Source organism: Candidatus Nitrosocosmicus sp. FF01 (assembly GCF_047711275.1).
In the GTDB taxonomy this organism is placed as follows: domain Archaea; phylum Thermoproteota; class Nitrososphaeria; order Nitrososphaerales; family Nitrososphaeraceae; genus Nitrosocosmicus.
Window position 1 is genome coordinate 506,692 of sequence record NZ_JBLNIG010000001.1, and the last position, 16,400, is coordinate 523,091.

The 16,400-nt window shown below is 33.2% G+C and carries 14 protein-coding genes; 8 read left to right on the top strand and 6 right to left on the bottom strand.

All coding sequences use genetic code 11. The features are described from left to right. Positions 1 to 62 precede the first annotated feature (62 nt). Together ACMT7R_RS02815 and ACMT7R_RS02820 are read right to left on the bottom strand one after the other, a co-directional pair. Entirely contained in the window at positions 63 to 1,283 is a 1,221-nt protein-coding gene (locus ACMT7R_RS02815; RefSeq protein WP_415309916.1) for an HPP family protein, read from the bottom strand. Between the two features lie 195 nt (positions 1,284 to 1,478). After that, a complete protein-coding gene (locus ACMT7R_RS02820) occupies positions 1,479 to 1,748 on the bottom strand; it encodes a hypothetical protein (RefSeq protein ID WP_415309917.1) in 270 nt (89 codons plus the stop codon). A 195-nt stretch (positions 1,749 to 1,943) separates the two neighbouring features. Between ACMT7R_RS02820 and ACMT7R_RS02825 the strand changes: the two genes are divergently transcribed. The 3 genes from ACMT7R_RS02825 (at position 1,944) to ACMT7R_RS02835 (ending at position 4,223) form a co-directional block, all read left to right on the top strand. Further along, positions 1,944 to 2,630 (top strand): hypothetical protein, encoded by a 687-nt coding sequence (locus ACMT7R_RS02825; protein WP_415309918.1) that lies wholly within the window; start codon positions 1,944 to 1,946, stop codon positions 2,628 to 2,630. Between the two features lie 308 nt (positions 2,631 to 2,938). Further along, a complete protein-coding gene (locus ACMT7R_RS02830; protein WP_415309919.1) occupies positions 2,939 to 3,253 on the top strand; it encodes a P-II family nitrogen regulator in 315 nt (104 codons plus the stop codon). A gap of 424 nt (positions 3,254 to 3,677) precedes the next feature. Next, the gene (locus ACMT7R_RS02835) at positions 3,678 to 4,223 is read left to right on the top strand and encodes an RDD family protein (protein ID WP_415309920.1); all 546 of its coding nucleotides are present in this window, start codon (positions 3,678 to 3,680) and stop codon (positions 4,221 to 4,223) included. Between the two features lie 75 nt (positions 4,224 to 4,298). Here the strand turns inward: ACMT7R_RS02835 and ACMT7R_RS02840 are convergent, their stop codons facing one another. Further along, on the bottom strand, positions 4,299 to 4,841 hold the full coding sequence (locus ACMT7R_RS02840; RefSeq protein WP_415309921.1) for a hypothetical protein: 543 nt from the start codon (positions 4,839 to 4,841) through the stop codon (positions 4,299 to 4,301). Between the two features lie 1,181 nt (positions 4,842 to 6,022). Beyond that, positions 6,023 to 6,490 carry a hypothetical protein gene (locus ACMT7R_RS02845; protein ID WP_415309922.1) on the bottom strand — a complete coding sequence of 156 codons (468 nt, stop codon included), beginning with the start codon at positions 6,488 to 6,490 and terminating at the stop codon, positions 6,023 to 6,025. A gap of 1,385 nt (positions 6,491 to 7,875) precedes the next feature. Here ACMT7R_RS02845 and ACMT7R_RS02850 point away from each other — a divergent pair. Then, entirely contained in the window at positions 7,876 to 8,565 is a 690-nt protein-coding gene (locus tag ACMT7R_RS02850; RefSeq protein ID WP_415309923.1) for a PIG-L deacetylase family protein, read from the top strand. Positions 8,566 to 8,755: 190 nt separating this feature from the next. On the opposite strand, the gene ACMT7R_RS02855 is transcribed toward ACMT7R_RS02850, so the two are convergent. Then, entirely contained in the window at positions 8,756 to 9,700 is a 945-nt protein-coding gene (locus ACMT7R_RS02855; RefSeq protein ID WP_415309924.1) for a UDP-3-O-(3-hydroxymyristoyl)glucosamine N-acyltransferase, read from the bottom strand. A gap of 616 nt (positions 9,701 to 10,316) precedes the next feature. Between ACMT7R_RS02855 and ACMT7R_RS02860 the strand changes: the two genes are divergently transcribed. Continuing rightward, on the top strand, positions 10,317 to 10,826 hold the full coding sequence (locus ACMT7R_RS02860; protein ID WP_415309925.1) for a hypothetical protein: 510 nt from the start codon (positions 10,317 to 10,319) through the stop codon (positions 10,824 to 10,826). Continuing rightward, entirely contained in the window at positions 10,742 to 12,739 is a 1,998-nt protein-coding gene (locus ACMT7R_RS02865) for a PQQ-dependent sugar dehydrogenase (RefSeq protein WP_415310553.1), read from the top strand. The genes ACMT7R_RS02860 and ACMT7R_RS02865 overlap by 85 nt, the downstream gene beginning before the upstream one ends. A gap of 467 nt (positions 12,740 to 13,206) precedes the next feature. Here ACMT7R_RS02865 and ACMT7R_RS02870 read toward each other — a convergent pair whose 3' ends face one another. Next, on the bottom strand, positions 13,207 to 13,785 hold the full coding sequence (locus tag ACMT7R_RS02870; RefSeq protein ID WP_415309926.1) for a hypothetical protein: 579 nt from the start codon (positions 13,783 to 13,785) through the stop codon (positions 13,207 to 13,209). Between the two features lie 159 nt (positions 13,786 to 13,944). On the opposite strand from ACMT7R_RS02870, the gene ACMT7R_RS02875 reads away from it, so the two are divergent. Then, entirely contained in the window at positions 13,945 to 14,691 is a 747-nt protein-coding gene (locus ACMT7R_RS02875) for a family 16 glycoside hydrolase (RefSeq protein WP_415309927.1), read from the top strand. Positions 14,692 to 15,298: 607 nt separating this feature from the next. Next, the gene (locus tag ACMT7R_RS02880; RefSeq protein WP_415309928.1) at positions 15,299 to 16,396 is read left to right on the top strand and encodes a hypothetical protein; all 1,098 of its coding nucleotides are present in this window, start codon (positions 15,299 to 15,301) and stop codon (positions 16,394 to 16,396) included. Positions 16,397 to 16,400: the final 4 nt, after the last annotated feature.

Sequence of the window (16,400 nt, forward strand, 5' to 3'; positions counted from 1 at the left end):
GTCTTTGAGAAGAGATAATTAGAAAATGAATTCAAAGTTTCGCAACTTTCAAAATAAAGGGATCATTCTCTCGGTGAGTACCTCACTGATTCTCTTTGCTTGTCTGAGGACTTTTTACGTGAAATTTGATTTTTAAAGCTATCACTCATTTCATCAAAGATCTTTGCTATGTCGTACTCATTTGTAGAGGTATAAGAGTATCTTCTATAAGGTGAGATTATACTAGCAGAAATCTCATACCTTTTGCGTTCGCCGGTAATATCTTTGATCTTGATTTTGCACCTTGCCTCAACAATTTCTGGTGAAATTTTATACAATAATTTAATAGTATTTGTAAATTTTGATTTTACCAATTCTGATTCGAAAGGATCTTCTGGGAGCCCAATTATGTAAGCTGGGATCTCGCTTTCGACCTGTTCGCCAAGAAGAGCTACTATGTCTCTAAAGGTAATTATACCCAACACGGTCTCCATTGATTTTACTAAGGCGTAAGTTGAATTCGATTTTAGCATCAAGTCGATAACTGAATTGATAGTTTCGTTTGGGCTAATGGTAATTAGGTTTTTGTCCGCGATTCCTCTTGAGGCTAGTTCCAGACGATGCTGCTCGTGATCCGATATCATAGCGTCTCTGGCAATTCTTTCAGAAGGGATCAGAGTTCTAAGTATGTCAGTTGATGTTAGAATTCCTACAACTATATTCTTGCCATCTTGTGTTTGTTCAACTATTGGCAAATGATCAATCATGTCTTTTATCATGATGTTCCTTGCAGTTGCCACTTTATCTTCTGGACCAATCGTGACAAGTTCGGGAGTCATAAGGTCTGACGCTATAATTCTTTTGTCAAAGTTTAGCTTCTTTTTCACAAATGTGTCAAATATATATTGTAGAATTCTTTTTGAAGATAATTGTCCTATAACCTCTTGACTGTTTTCATCTACAATAGGTAAGGCTCGTAATCTGTGAAGACTCATTATTCTTGCTGCATTTCCAACTGAATCTGATGGAGTAAGACTAGGTATTCTCTTACCTATGGTAGAAGACTTCATAGTATTGATATCTCGAGCAACCAATGTGTCCCTCATGTTCAGACAGTATACTGTTTTGTCAGACATCTGTACAAAAACTTCATGTGAATTTTCTTTGAGCATAGTTCCGATGATTTTAGATACATGAACGTCTTCCTTAATCAACGCCGGTTTTTCCATAAGATCTCCAATTGTTTGACCACGGACGTCTTTAAGGTGATTATATAATTGTCTGCTTACCTCTTGTGAAATCATACTAGAGTTAAGTATCTAATGTTATTTTATATTTGTGTAACGCGAAATTGATGAATATAATATTTAATAGATTTTAAGAGTCAAGAGTCCTAGCACTCGATATGTTTTGGGGTTGCTTCAAGAATATTAACGAGTTAATTTATTCCCATAGCATCGTGTATGAGAATTAGTTCTAAAATGTTTTTATGGGAATTATTATCGTCTGTGGTTATATTCTTTATATCGCCTGGTGAATTCTTTTTCAATTTCTTCCTTTTTGATTACTTCACCTCTCCTTCCAGGCGTTCTAATTGCTTGTTGATTGACTTGTCTTCTTTCTTCCTCTAATTCGTTAAACCCTCGTTGAAAATCATTAATTTGTTGTTTCTTCTTCTGTAGTTCTAAAGCATAGGACTTTCTAAAATATTCTTCTTCTGAATCAATACTGATATTGTTGTTCTCTAGCTCCACGTTTATGTATACCATGTAATATTATATCAACATTTAATCAATCATAGTAAAATTTGAATCATTTACTGAAATTTTGACATATCAATAGGTATTATCTCAAATTTAACCAAATACAACATACTTTAACACAAGTCATTGATTTCTCTATCGAATTGTCCAAAGAGGAGATATCATGATTAAATCATTTCAAAATTCCCATATAAATTCTGAATGAAAAATAAACTGATTGTAATGTATGTTCTTATCAATAACTTTAATGACTCGATTGTGCGTAGTATTGTTAGATTGAATTCTAGAGTAATCGTTTCAAAATCAACTTGCTGTTTGGTCTTCATAGCAATTTCTGCATGCCTATTGTCTTATAGTCCTTTGGTACACGCTCAAAATTCTTCAAATGTTACCAAAGTCAACAATATTTTTAACCAAGCTAAAAACGCCTCAATGGATCTTGTAAACCAAACTCCAGGTGTGTTAAAGGGTGCATATAACCAAGCTAAAAACGCCTCAATGGATCTTGTAAACCAAACTCCAGGTGTGTTAAAGGGTGCATATAACCAAGCTAAAAACGCCTCAATGGATCTTGTAAACCAAACTCCAGGTGTGTTAAAGGGTGCATATAACCAAGCTAAAAACGCCTCAATGGATCTTGTAAACCAAACTCCAGGTGTGTTAAAGGGTGCATATAACCAAGCTAAAAACGCCTCAATGGATCTTGTAAACCAAACTCCAGGTGTGTTAAAGGGTGCATATAACCAAGCTAAAAACGCCTCAATGGATCTTGTAAACCAAACAGTTACCCTAATTAAGAATGATACTAATTCTAGCAAATTATTAAATCAATTGAAATCTGATTTCGGTAGCTTGATCAATGAATTTTCGAATATTTTATCGAGATGAGTATTAAATCCAATCTTTTTTTTAACAAATTTATGGGCTTCCAAAATATATGAGGATTCTAGAGCTGACACATTTCTTGCAAAATATCAAATTCTAGCCAAGCTTCAGTGGATTAGTATGGTTATGAATTTGTCATTCAGTTGTAGTAAAATCCGTATGTAAATCAGTGTGAACAAGACTATTTAAAGAAAGTAAGCATCCGCAGTAGTATAAAAGTTCATTTAGTTCTGAATAGTATAAATACAGTCTATTAAATTAAGAGAATCATTTTATTTATATTTATATAAATCAGAATCAAATCCATAAGCATGAAGGGTTTAATTATTTACGTTAAGGAAAATAATTTTAATGCAGTTAAACAAATTCTCATTGACAACCAAGTAGGTGGTATTACTTATTTTGATATAATGGGGCAAGGACCGCTTGACAGAGAAGCTACTGAGAGAATAGTTCAAGGTTATAAGACAGGAGAAAAATATACTCCGGAATTTGCACGTAGAACACGCATTGAAACAATTGTCGATGATACTAAAGCCAGCGCTATAATAGCGGCAATAAAGAGTGATAATAATATACACGGGAAAATATTTACTTTTGATATCGCAGAATCACATGATTTGTGAATTCTAAGTAAGTGATGTTTTAGTGATTTTATCACGAATATCTCTCTCTATTTATCTTGATCATTTGAGTTAGTCGATGTCGACACAATGGTCACAATACCTACCTACATTATTTTGTCTACAAGATATTTTTAAAAACCAATAACCTGAGATAACTTTCATTTTAAGTAAATAAAGATACCAATGTATAGATTGGTAACAATTGTGGTAAAAACCAGATAATTCAGTCAGTCAGTGAATCCAAATTAGCTTTTTCTTTAACAGTTAACTTTTAACATCCACACTATAGCGAGAATTTCTCTTTACTTTCCGACTTTATATTTTAAGAGTGATAATATGCCAGATGCAAATCTGGATTTAGCAAAGGCCTCGACAATTTTTCAGATATATAACTTTTTATAATTTATCAATAGTTGTTCAATATATGAGTGAAAAGGGGAATGAAGATATAAAGTCAAAGAATTCTGACGGGAAATTCTCTAGGGAGTTGTTATTGGCTAAATGGGAGGATAGATTTGTGGCATGGCTCATTGACTTTATAATTATATCAATAATTACAAACATACTGTTTTATGTTTTTTCGGCACAATATTCCTTTCCGTTCTGGGGGATTTATTTTGATGGCGAAAATGGAATCGGGATAAAACAACCATATGAATACTTTGCTGCAAGTGCGATTTTTTTCATATATTGGGTAGTGCTGGAATTCTTAACCGGACAAACAATCGGAAAAAGAGTTGTACATATTAAGACTACTAATTTGTTCGGAGAACGAGCAAATATCGCAAAAATTGCAATAGAAGTATTCGGAAAAGCATTTCTTCTGCCTATAGACATAATATTGGGATTGATCTTTTCAAGCAGGCGTAGGCAAAGAATTTTCAACAAGGTGAGTGGCACAATTGTAATAAAATTACGTAAATCTGATGAAGATGAAAATGATTCCATTAAGTATATAAAAGATCAGTGAGTACTCACTCAATCTTCTACTCTATACCCAGGATTTTTTTTCAGGTCTCTAGTCTGTTAATGGTGTTTTGCCAAGTTATTTATTTGTCATATTTTCGATCTCCAATGTGATTATGGCATTGTTTTCCAATGGTATATCAATCACGTCAGTAGAAGGCAATACGACTGATTGGTTTTCTAGCAGAATTGAAGCTTTGGTTTGTAAATTATTTTGTAGAATATAATCAACTATGGATGAATTATCAAATAAATTCCAGACTTGCAAAAATTGTCCCAACGAAAACGTTGTCTCGTAAGGAGATTCAACGTGAACGATTCCAGAATCATCATGAGTGTGCAACCAAAATATGCATTCGTTGGGAATAATTCCTATACCTGCTGGAACAGATAACGAACCATTTTCATAATTTATTGCTAGTTTAGTATGGTTATGATATACTAGATGTTCAGTTTCATCACATGTTATTCCCGAAATGTTAGTGTTAATTCCTATCGTATTGGGAGCTTTTGATAATTCACTCTGACCAAGACTCAAGTAATCCTGCTGTTGACTTGAGAAAAGCAATAAGGAAAGTAAAATCGCTAATGGAATAATGACCACTACTGTGTAAGATTTCATTACAATGCAATGAGTGCATTCCATTATTTAAATTGCTAAACGCATCCTATTTTGGCGTTTAAGAAGTAAATTGCGCTTGAACCAATTGCGAATTGAATTCTATCTCCAAATGAGAAAAAATAAAAAGCTGACGAAATAAGTAATTCACTTTGAGTAAACATTATCCCATCTGGCCCTTCTGGACTGGTATTGGCTTTACTTTATTTGGTATTCTGCTGATTGCAATGAGGGCAAATGTTCGGATTTCATTTGTTTTCTTTGGGATTGCTTTGTTTCTATTTATTATCTGGATTTACTTTATTTTGAAGGTCGATAGGAAAAAAAGATCTCAACAATTAAAAGATCAAAAATGCTTATGTCTAATCTGTAAACACGAGGTCACAGATCTATGCGTTAAACAAAAGTGCCCTTGCTGCATCGATATGAAGGACAATTCGGTAATAGGTCATTCAGTTCATTAATTTTTTTGTACATTGACAATTCGCCATTCAAAATAATTCTTTTACTATCAGATCTTGCTGACGATTAGTCCTTGGAGCTTTCAGAAATATCTACTTAGATAATATCCTGTTAGATACATTTGCTCATAAAAATTTAAATGTCTACGAGAAGCGGTTTGGAGACTTCTCGTACACATGAAATACCTACTAACTAAAATTCAAATTGCTTCGAATTTTAATCATATATTATAATTACGTTCATATATTTAAATTTAATTCCAATTTAAGACATTGAATTGAATATACAAATTGGTATTACTATTTTAGCATTATCGTGTCAGTTGCCTGTGCATTTATCTAATACTATATCATAAAATCTCACGCATTTTTGTTCCATTTATTGTATTTTCTGATTTCTAACTAATCCTGAATAAATAAATAATCTAAAAGTTAGATAAAAAATTTGTTTATATACTGATGTTACATTCTTTGTTTGTTTTTACTTTACAGTTAATATCGTGCCTCCAACTTCCGTTGTAAAATATTTGTAAATGGATTGAATTATCTGAATTTTTTTGGATTCTGGTGGTGCCATTTTCTGGGTTACCTTCTTTATTTCGGTCGCTAAATGTTTCTAGGAATTTTCTCATAATTATAATGAAAATTTGCTAAATAATAAGTATTGGATTGTGTTTCTTATAATTAAATTATCGATGAATGTGATTGAAAAAATAAGGGTAGTTATTGCCTAAAAAATGCTTTTACATGTGGTCTAAACATGTAATAAATAATGATACCACTTATTATAATTCCTATTATGTGACTAGTCAATCCTGCTACCACTGAAGAGGTAACGGACCCGATAACAATGGCCGATATGATCTGCATGATGAGACCAATTATAGTTACTATTACTGTAATGGCCCATGCCCAACCTTTGCCTTTAAGCAATCCGTATGACACTACCAGGTATGCAATTCCTAAGACAAGCATTATAATCCCCATGATGACTGGAATCATTCCCAAAGCTTCGATTCCTGCCAAGTCAGCCGAATTCGTTCCTGTTTGAATCATCTCTGTGGAGCCCATAGACAAAAGCGTGCCCAATCCGATCAGTGAAATGCCACCGATCAAAAGGACAATTCCGCCTATGATTATTAGAATTGCAATTATTGTAACGCCTATAGGGCGTTTTGTGTTTGTAGTCAAATTAATTCCAAAATAATTATCTATCACTATAATATAATAATATTGGTTATTATCAAAAAATGCATGTCCAATCTCAAATGTAGCTTGATCGAGGCCGTCTTATACCTACCAATTATTTATTAAGTCAAAACGTCTTGGGGTATTTACTATTCCTTCTTATTTTCATTTCACTACTTTTCTAGATACAAACTATGATAATTTTGTTTTTGTTCACACATGATTATTTCAGAAGGATCTAGATTGTAAATTAATCCCCAACAGACAATATTAAGAAAATGCGGATTTTAAACTGTTATAATGTTCTCGGATTTGAGTGCATACATTGTCGTAAAGTATTTGCTACTCCGTCTATACTACACACTTGTAATGACTGTAACTACAAAAATTTGATTTGAATTCTGCAAAATGTATCGACCTGTACAAGTTTAAAATCCATGATAATTATGTTGACAAAATTAAGAACAATTTCTTTTCACTAATGTAATTAGAAGACTATTTAACTCAATCAGGGTTTAAAGCAAAGCACTATTATCATTTTATAGAAAATCAAAATTCTTATGGTCCATTTGACTTGATCGTATACTCCCCGACGACCACATTCATATTTACAACTTTGGGTAATTATCTTACTCGTAACATAGAGGAGATTCTTGAAAATGAAAAATAGCCTATAATTCCTGGCAATAAGATAAAAACATTTGCAATATCTTCTACATCTCCTGTAAAATCGATTCAATAATTATTAAAGAAATTTAATAAAACACCTTTGATTGATGATGAAAATAATCAACATATTCAAAACATGCTGATGAAATCCTTTACTCGAGCCATTTTTTAAATTTTTATAGAAATTTTTAAACATTTGTTTAAGAATCAATTTCAAGATTGTCAATCCTATTGGAAGTACATTTCATATATTTGATTAATTTTGTTATGCTATTAATAACTATCGTAACGAAATAATTTTGGCAAATATATAACCAACTCAATGACTCCATAAAAGTTGATTATGGATCGTCATGCTATAACGAAATAGGCAAATACACAAACTTTTATTGAAGAAACAAAATCGGTTTCTTACTTCTTGATCGAAATTCAGGCTTATTGATTTTCATTCCATTCTTCAAGAAGACTTGCAATCTGCTAATTCTATGGCTGATTAGATTTCATTAATTTCTTTCTCTAATAACAAAAGACCAGCATTAAAAATAATGGAAATGAAAATAATGTTTGTGCGATCAATTTCTTGTAAAGAAGAACAATAGCATACCTAAATTATAAATCGAGATAATTGGAATATTTCGTAGTTTATGGTAGTTAGGGAAATATTAATTCATTTGTATTCATCACATTAATTTAAAATAGGGATATATTACATCATTCGTGTGAATATTTTAGCGATTGGAGCACACCCTGATGATATTGAACTCGGGTGTGGGGGATCGCTACTGAAAGCTGCTAGAAATGGGGTAAACGTATTTATGTATATAGTAACTCGAGGATCCAGTGCTGGTTCCGTAGTAAAACGCTCTAATGAGATAATAAGTTCAGCTAAATATATAGGTGCCAAAGCATTATGGATAGATGATTATGAAGATTCTGCTGTATATTTAACCAAAGAATTAATTAACTCAATTGAATTCTTTATCCGAAAAACACAGGCAGATATTATATATACACACCCAAAAAGTGACAACCATCATGATCATAGAGCGATAGGCGAAGCAACAATTGAGGCGGGACGGTTTACACCTAATATATTGGCATACGAGAATCCATCCACTAAAAATTTTTTACCGGTCCTTTATAGCGATATATCTGACGTAATATTTGAAAAAATAAGATTAATAGAACTTTATGGATCCCAAAATTCAAAGGCTTTCCTAAGTTCTAATTCAGTAAAGGCTCTAGCAGAATATAGAGCAATACAAACCAGGCTTGATCCAAACATAACTCAGGTGGAAGCATTTGAAGTAGTTAAAATGATGATAAACAATGCCTATACTTTGGTACCTACAAGAAGACCTTCTGCCGATCTTACACCTTCTAGAAATATTATAGAATTTATCTTGTAAATCAAAGGGTCAAAGTTAGTTCTGAATTGTAACAGTAATCGTCTATAAAGATTGTGATAGTAACCTCAAATCAACAGAGTGATTCGAAAATATAGAAATATAAAACAAAATATCCGGAGTGTATGACTATGCCTGACAAATTAGACAGTAAATATTCCAAAAAAAAAACATGATTGAAAGTAAACAAAAACTAGTCTTTTTGACCAGCCATTAAAAAAGTTAAATTGGTATTTGTTTTATTTTTTATAGACTTTGCAGGTACTCCTGCTACGATATCATTGTTCTCGACGTCCTTAATTACCATCGCGCCCGCCCCTACTATTACATTATCACCTACTCTGATATTGTCTTTAAGAGTGGAATTTAATCCAGTCCATGTTGAATCTCCCACCGTTGTACTTCCTCCAATAATTGTACCTGCTGTTAATTCACAATTCTTTCCTATTTTTACATTATGTGCTACATGTACCAAAGCATCCAATTTTGTGCCCTTTCCTATTATTGTATTTGACAAAGAACCTCTTGCAATAGAACAATTGGCACAAATTTCCACGTTATCAGATATTATAACTTTTCCAATATGGGGAAATTGTAATAGTTCATTGGTATCATATCTTTCATAGGCAAATCCAGCCTCTCCTATTACCGTTCCTGTTTGAATTATACAATTATCTCCAACGACACAATTTTTTAGGCTAACTCGACTGCCAATAATACAATTATCTCCAACGACACAATTTTTATCGATTACAGAGTAAGATCCGATAGAGCAACCTCTACCCACCTTAGCGGAGTCATGTATTATTGAGTATTGGGACACTTCTTTTGTTTCGGTATCCTTACTGTATTTATCAAACAATTGAACAAATACAAGTCGAGGGTTGTCTAGAAAATAGAGTTTTTGTTCATTTTTGGGATTAATTTTGCCCTTTATTGATTGCTTACATAAAATAATTCCAGCATTTGATTTGGAGATATAATTTATAGCTTTATCTCCCTCATAATAACAAAAACTAATATCCGTTGATCCCGCATCACTAATGGAAGAAAAACTTGTCACTTGTAAGTTTCTGGTACCTTCTGATTCAAACGGATATCCTAAATGATTCAATTCTTGTTCAATGTCAATAGCCATAGGTAATGATTTATCAATTAGTCTATAAAAACAATATTTTGTCTATGATTTGTGGAAAGGAGTGCTGCCGTGTCTTGATGCTTGGCTTAGAAATTACGTTTAGGAATATCTCTTCATTTAAGCAGAAAGTTGCATGGTTCATGTTGGATCTAACAAATTTCAAAACAGAGTCAGTTTTGTTATGGTTCTGAATAGTTTTTAGTGCCTTCATACAGACAAATTATCGGGTTATCTATCCCTAACAGTGGAAACATACATGTTTAATTTGATATTCTGTCACATATAGTCAAAGAGTAAAACCTACTTTTATTGTCAATTGATTGCTGAATGGGTATCTATATCTTGGTTGGTTTCGACATTTAGAATATACTGTAACTCTTGTCGGTAGAAAAACCTAGTTCAGACCCCTATTATCTTACGAAGGATAATATTGTATATTTCGGTGACTATTCTCTATACATTTTTAACAATTGTATGTCAAGGCTCTATCTTGTTGATTGAATATTATGACAAATCCTCGTAACAACAGATTATTAATTTGTAAGTTAGCCGCGTCTTATTGAAGTATAAAAACTTATATTTGTCGGATCTAAAATGTCTCAATATAAATAACTATATGAATCACAGACATTCAGAGCAATACATACTCTATTTTATTATTTTGATTTTAGTGTTTATTCCTTTTTTGATCTTTTCACCTTCGATTGTTAGTGGTAGTGGTAACGATGTGGAAAATGAATCTATATCTAACAAAACTAGTTTTTATAGCTGTCAGGATTATCGCGAATCCGTTCAATGTGCTTTATCTAAAAATGAATTCGAAGGATATTCTGTAGATTCTACAAGCGATCAGATTACTCCGATAACAAGAGAGCCTAATTATGTGGAGGGTAAAAATGGTAGTGCAGTAGAATTCAGGGATAAATTTAGGGATTTTGTAGAGATGTCTAACATTACCGCTTATCAATCTGATGAGTTTTCTATCTCTTTTTGGGTAAAAAAAATAGTACGCCGATTCAATCTACACCAGCTGCACACGTTATTTCTCATACTACTTATAATCAGGACGAGGGCTGGTTTTTTAGCACAAATAATGCACAGGATCAAGCCATTCGTTTTGGGTTAACATCTAACCTTGGAAATGAGCCTTTTATGTCCAACCCTCTTCCCATCTCTAATTCGACATTTACCAATATAGTTGCCACATTTGATGGTTCAGACATTAGGATCTATGGTAATGGAAGTCTTTTCGAAAGTATTGAGTATAATGGAACATATGTTCCCACTCAAAATTTGCCAATTCACGTTGGTGTTGCATCCTATTGTTCAGAGTGCACCAAATTTCAGGGCATAGTTGACGATGTCCGTTTTTACGATAAAGCATTGTCCCCAACTGAAATAAGCCAAATATATAATGATAACGAATTGATCTCCGATTCGGACGACCTAGTTGGGCACTGGACATTCGATAACACTTTGAATGATTCATCTATCTTCAAAAATAATGGAAGAATGCTAACTATGGTTTCTAGCATGGTAACTTCTCCAGATGGAAAAATATTCATTTCTGAAAAAAATACCGGAAAGATAAGAATTCTGCAGAATGATATCTTGTTAAACAGACCATTTGCTGTAATTGACGATTTGGATGTCAATTGGGAGACTGGATTGCTGGGATTGGCTATAGACCCCGAATTTGAGAATAACCATTTTGTTTATGTGTATTATTCCACTTATGATGATAACGGTAAACCTATAAATCAAGTGGTGAGATTCACTGAAAAAGATAATTTAGCTTTTAACGAGACCGTTATTTTTGATAATATCCCTTCCAATGCGGCGTTTCATGCCGGAGGCGCGCTCGCCATGGGTCCTGACGATAAGTTGTATATTTCTATTGGAGATGCCAGATCTTCAATATATTCACAAAATAAAGATATATTGGTTGGAAAAATACTTCGAATTAATAAAGATGGAACCATTCCATCAGATAATCCGTTTCCAAATTCTCCAGTGTATACAATGGGACATCGAAATATATTTGGAATTGCATTTGACGAGAAGAATGACATAGGAGTATTTAGCGAAAACGGTGATGCACTATTTGATGAAATTAATGTCATAAAGAAAGGAGGCAATTACGGATTTCCAAATCTTCAACCTGAAAATCTACATTGGAGTGTATCGAATAGTACAGTCGATATAAAACCTCTGCGTACCTATTATTATTCAATTGCCCCAACACAAACAATTTATTATACAGGTGAGCACTTTCCCTCCCTAAAAGACACTTTCCTTGTCGCCACCTATACAGGCGACATATATAGTATTAAAATTGATAATATAACCAAAAAAATAAGTTCTCAAATAACGACCCATAATGACCCGGAAACAATAGTTTCTGAAAAATATATTCAAGTTAATAATTATCCATTTGAATCGATCATTGGATTAACTCAAACTCCAAGTGGAGATATTTACTATGGTGGTTACCATATTTATAGATTGGATTCAGTCATTGAAGATGACCCCGACCAAATATTATATTCAATACAAGTGGATTATCCTGATAATATTGCAATAGATAATGTGTTTGCAGGTTACCAGAAATATGTAGGGGTTGATATACAAAATAATGCTGTTAAGAAACTAGACAATTCCAGTAATAATTATTCGCTTTTCAAAATAAAAATTCCTAAATCCCTGCTTAGTGACGTTACAAACGTAAACGCTACAGTGGCATCACCTTTAAACGGAGAAAACACATATGATATTACTGACTATTTGTTAGACAACTCTTCACCAAAATATAATGAATTGTCTATTCCCGTACCAAACGACAGCATGGTCACGAATATAAGAATAAACGGTCAAGATTCCTCAAGCGATAATGAAGACGATTCCTCAAGCGATAATGAAGACGATTCCTCAAGCGATAATGAAGACGATTCCTCAAGCGATAATGAAGACGATTCCTCAAGCGATAATGAAGACGATTCCTCAAGCGATAATGAAGACGATTCCTCAAATATGGAATAATACAATTTAAACCCAAATAAATTTTCTAATATCCTGATCTAATCATTTACGATATGATTTGTTATACAGTATTTTTGTCATGTTTTAGTTTACCCTTTCTAATAATACACACAATTTTCTAATATGGATACTACTAAGCTAAGCTTGTTTCTAACCTAAATACAATATGTTGTGGATTCCTTATCTGGTTAAGATATGAACTATATCGCAGGATTTTGCAAATTTTGGACTCTTATATTGAATCGGGATTCAACGCCAAATAGGCATTGTTTTACTAATTTTTAGAGCTGTTATTGGAGAGATAATAACTGCAAAGACCATCTACTGTCTGTGCTGCATTAATTACTAGAGCTAATAATAATGAAGGGATAGACTAGCAGGCAATTGTCTCTGTTTGGAGTGTATAAAAATAAAATTACTATGCTGTGCGATTATGCATGCTTAAGATGGCAACAATGGATAGACTCTTAAAAACAATTTACCTCTGATCCAAACAAATAATCTATTTTGTCACCATTTGGCGGGGTAACTGACCCGACTTCCTCGTTATTTGAATTTGAAAGCCATATTTTCGTATTTTCTCCACAACCACCTGTCAGCGTAATCGCATTTCCTACGTTATTGCATACATCGTCAAAGGTTTTTTCTCCAAGAAGCGTATAAGTTTCATCATTCAGATTTGATTCTATTATTTGCCCACCGATTCTTATTGGACTTTGCGAATTATCTGATATGAACTCAATTACCCAGAACCCTAGAGAAATATCGGAATTATCACGTATCGCAGAATCGTCGCTTAAAGATGTTTCAAAATGGATATTTGATCCTTTAAAATAGTGGACCACATCAGGCTCGGAACATGCTACAAAAGAACCAAAACGTTCTCCATTATTTCCATAACCGGTACCAGAAATTTTTCCATGTGTTATAGAATATACAGTATTACCATTATCAAATAAAACAACTGAAGTAACAATAAGGCATACAACAATCCCTAATAATTTACGCTGTTTTGAATTTAAGAATGCACTATACTTTTGGTTCAACCTACTTAGAATAATACGTCCAATCAGTTATAAACATAATGACTTTTTCAAAGTTAATTCTGTATGATAAAATAATATTAGAATATCAAAATAGAATTTGAATGGTTATACTTTAATATTAAGCATTACTCAAACTCTTTATCAGAGTTTAAGAGCGAAATGAATGCAAGATCATCGATGATTGCTTTTATCATTTTTTACTTGTTCTCGATCATATTTATATTACAATTATCAACCCGAGAGATTGAAGCCACCATCGAAGATTCATGTGATGTGCATTTATATGATAATTTTGATAGCCCGTATTTTTTGGGTGAAGGTGAGATTTCACCCAACGGAGAGTGGCAAAATGTTTACTCTGGATATGGTTCGACGGGAGTTGAAGAAGTGGGTGGGAAATCCGTTTTTTATCTTAAACCTAATGCATCATCAACACCATATGATACTCATACTCACGCTGCATTGGTCAAGTCTACAGACAAATTTTGTGATTTTGAAATGGAGTTTGATATAAATACTGTAAAACAATTGAGGCTAAACTCTCCACCCAATGTATGGGAAGTTGGTTGGATTGATTTTAGATATGTGGATCGATTTCATCATTATTCTCTATTATTTAAGCCCAATGGAATAGAGTTAGGCAAGAAAGATTGCGATAGCTGTACAGATCCTGTGGATGGACAACAATTCCTAGAAACAAAATCCACTCCACAAATGAAGCTGAATACTTGGAATAATGTAAAGATCAATATGGTTGACAATCACATCCAGGTATACGTCAACGGCGACTTAGTTATAGACTATATCGATCAGGAGATGTCTCCAAAGATGGCTTCTGGCTCAGTAGCAATGTATTCGGAGGATGCATATGTTTTATATAACAACATGGACGTTTCGCCAAAATAACAATGTTTTTTGTAAATGTCAAATTCTTGTAAAATCCTGTATTACGACTTCAATCAGTATATTAACAGCGGATATAAAGATTTTATCAGTTTACGAAAACAAATTCATTTTTAGGATGTGTAATTTTTTGTACTCATGTCTAAGCGATGAATTCTACTTGAGACTCACTATTGTGACCGACCTAAATACCATAAGACCTTAGGAAGATCTTTACCCACCGTTTGGTTTCAAATATATTATTAATAATCGTAGGTTTTCATAATTACGCAAGATTAGTCGTATTGATGTTACCATGCATCAATCAGTCTAATACAGTATGTGTGGATCTACTTGAAGAGAAATGTAATATTGATATCGGAAATATAAAATGTAAAAAAACAAGAGCATTCATCTATTACTTTTATGGCCGTTTTAGAGCCTTTGTCCATACGCTTTACTCATTGTACCTTCCCTGTGAAATATAAAATGTTTGATTTCATGTTATAGGAGAACAATCTATTTGTGTTTATTCATGACATGTACCTGTTTTACTGAAAACTTGGTGGGAATATGAAAAACATGGTCCTCTGAATATTTATATATAAAATAATTTAATAGTGTCTATAAATTGAAAATATTTATTTTATTGGGTCTTTTAGTAATTGCTTTTTCCTTTTGTATTAGCCCTGTTGAAGTATTCGCAATTCCTTCAGATCAGAATATAGTTGTCATTAAAAGTTGGGCACTTCCGCTACCTGACAATCAAAGTAGCGGTTTTGCACTTACTAGTTCATTTAGTGGTAACGAAATTTACTTTGCAGATAGTAGCTCAAACACGATAGGAAGACTTGATTCGGGAAGTAATACAATTACTGAATGGAATATACCTACAGCCAACAGCCTTCCTACTTCAATTAAATATCATTCTTCTGGTAACGTGTACTTTATAGAAAGTAACTCAAACACAATTGCAAGACTTGTGCCGCAAACTAACACTATTACAGAATGGGCTATCCAGTCAAATTCTTCTGATTCATCTGCAGGCAATAACTCCGCGGCAAATGACAACACTAGGCAATTCAGCTCAGTGAATATAGACCCGTCAAATGGTAACGTGTACTTTATAGAAAGTAACTCAAACACAATTGCAAGACTTGTGCCGCAAACTAACACTATTACAGAATGGGCTATCCAGTCAAATTCTTCTGATTCATCTGCAGGCAATAACTCCGCGGCAAATGACAACACTAGGCAATTCAGCTCAGTGAATATAGACCCGTCAAATGGTAACGTGTACTTTATAGAAAGTAACTCAAACACAATTGCAAGACTTGTGCCGCAAACTAACACTATTACAGAATGGGCTATCCAGTCAAATTCCACCAGCATAAATTCGATTGCTTTAGGCTTTAGTGGCAGCAATGAAATTTACTTTGCAGATAGTAGCTCAAATGCAATAGGAAGACTCAATGTGGATACTAACACCATTACAAAATGGAATATACCAACTGCTAATAGCCATCCCAGTTCAGTTGAATTTGATAGTACTACCGGTAACTTATACTTTATAGAAAGCAATGCCAACACAATTGCAAGATTGATACCATTTTCAGGTGAATTTACTGAATGGAAATTACAGGAGAAACCATCTGCTATAGAGATTGATTCTGCTGGAAACATACACTACATTGATGAGAATGGTTCTAAAATTGTCAGAATGGATTAAACCA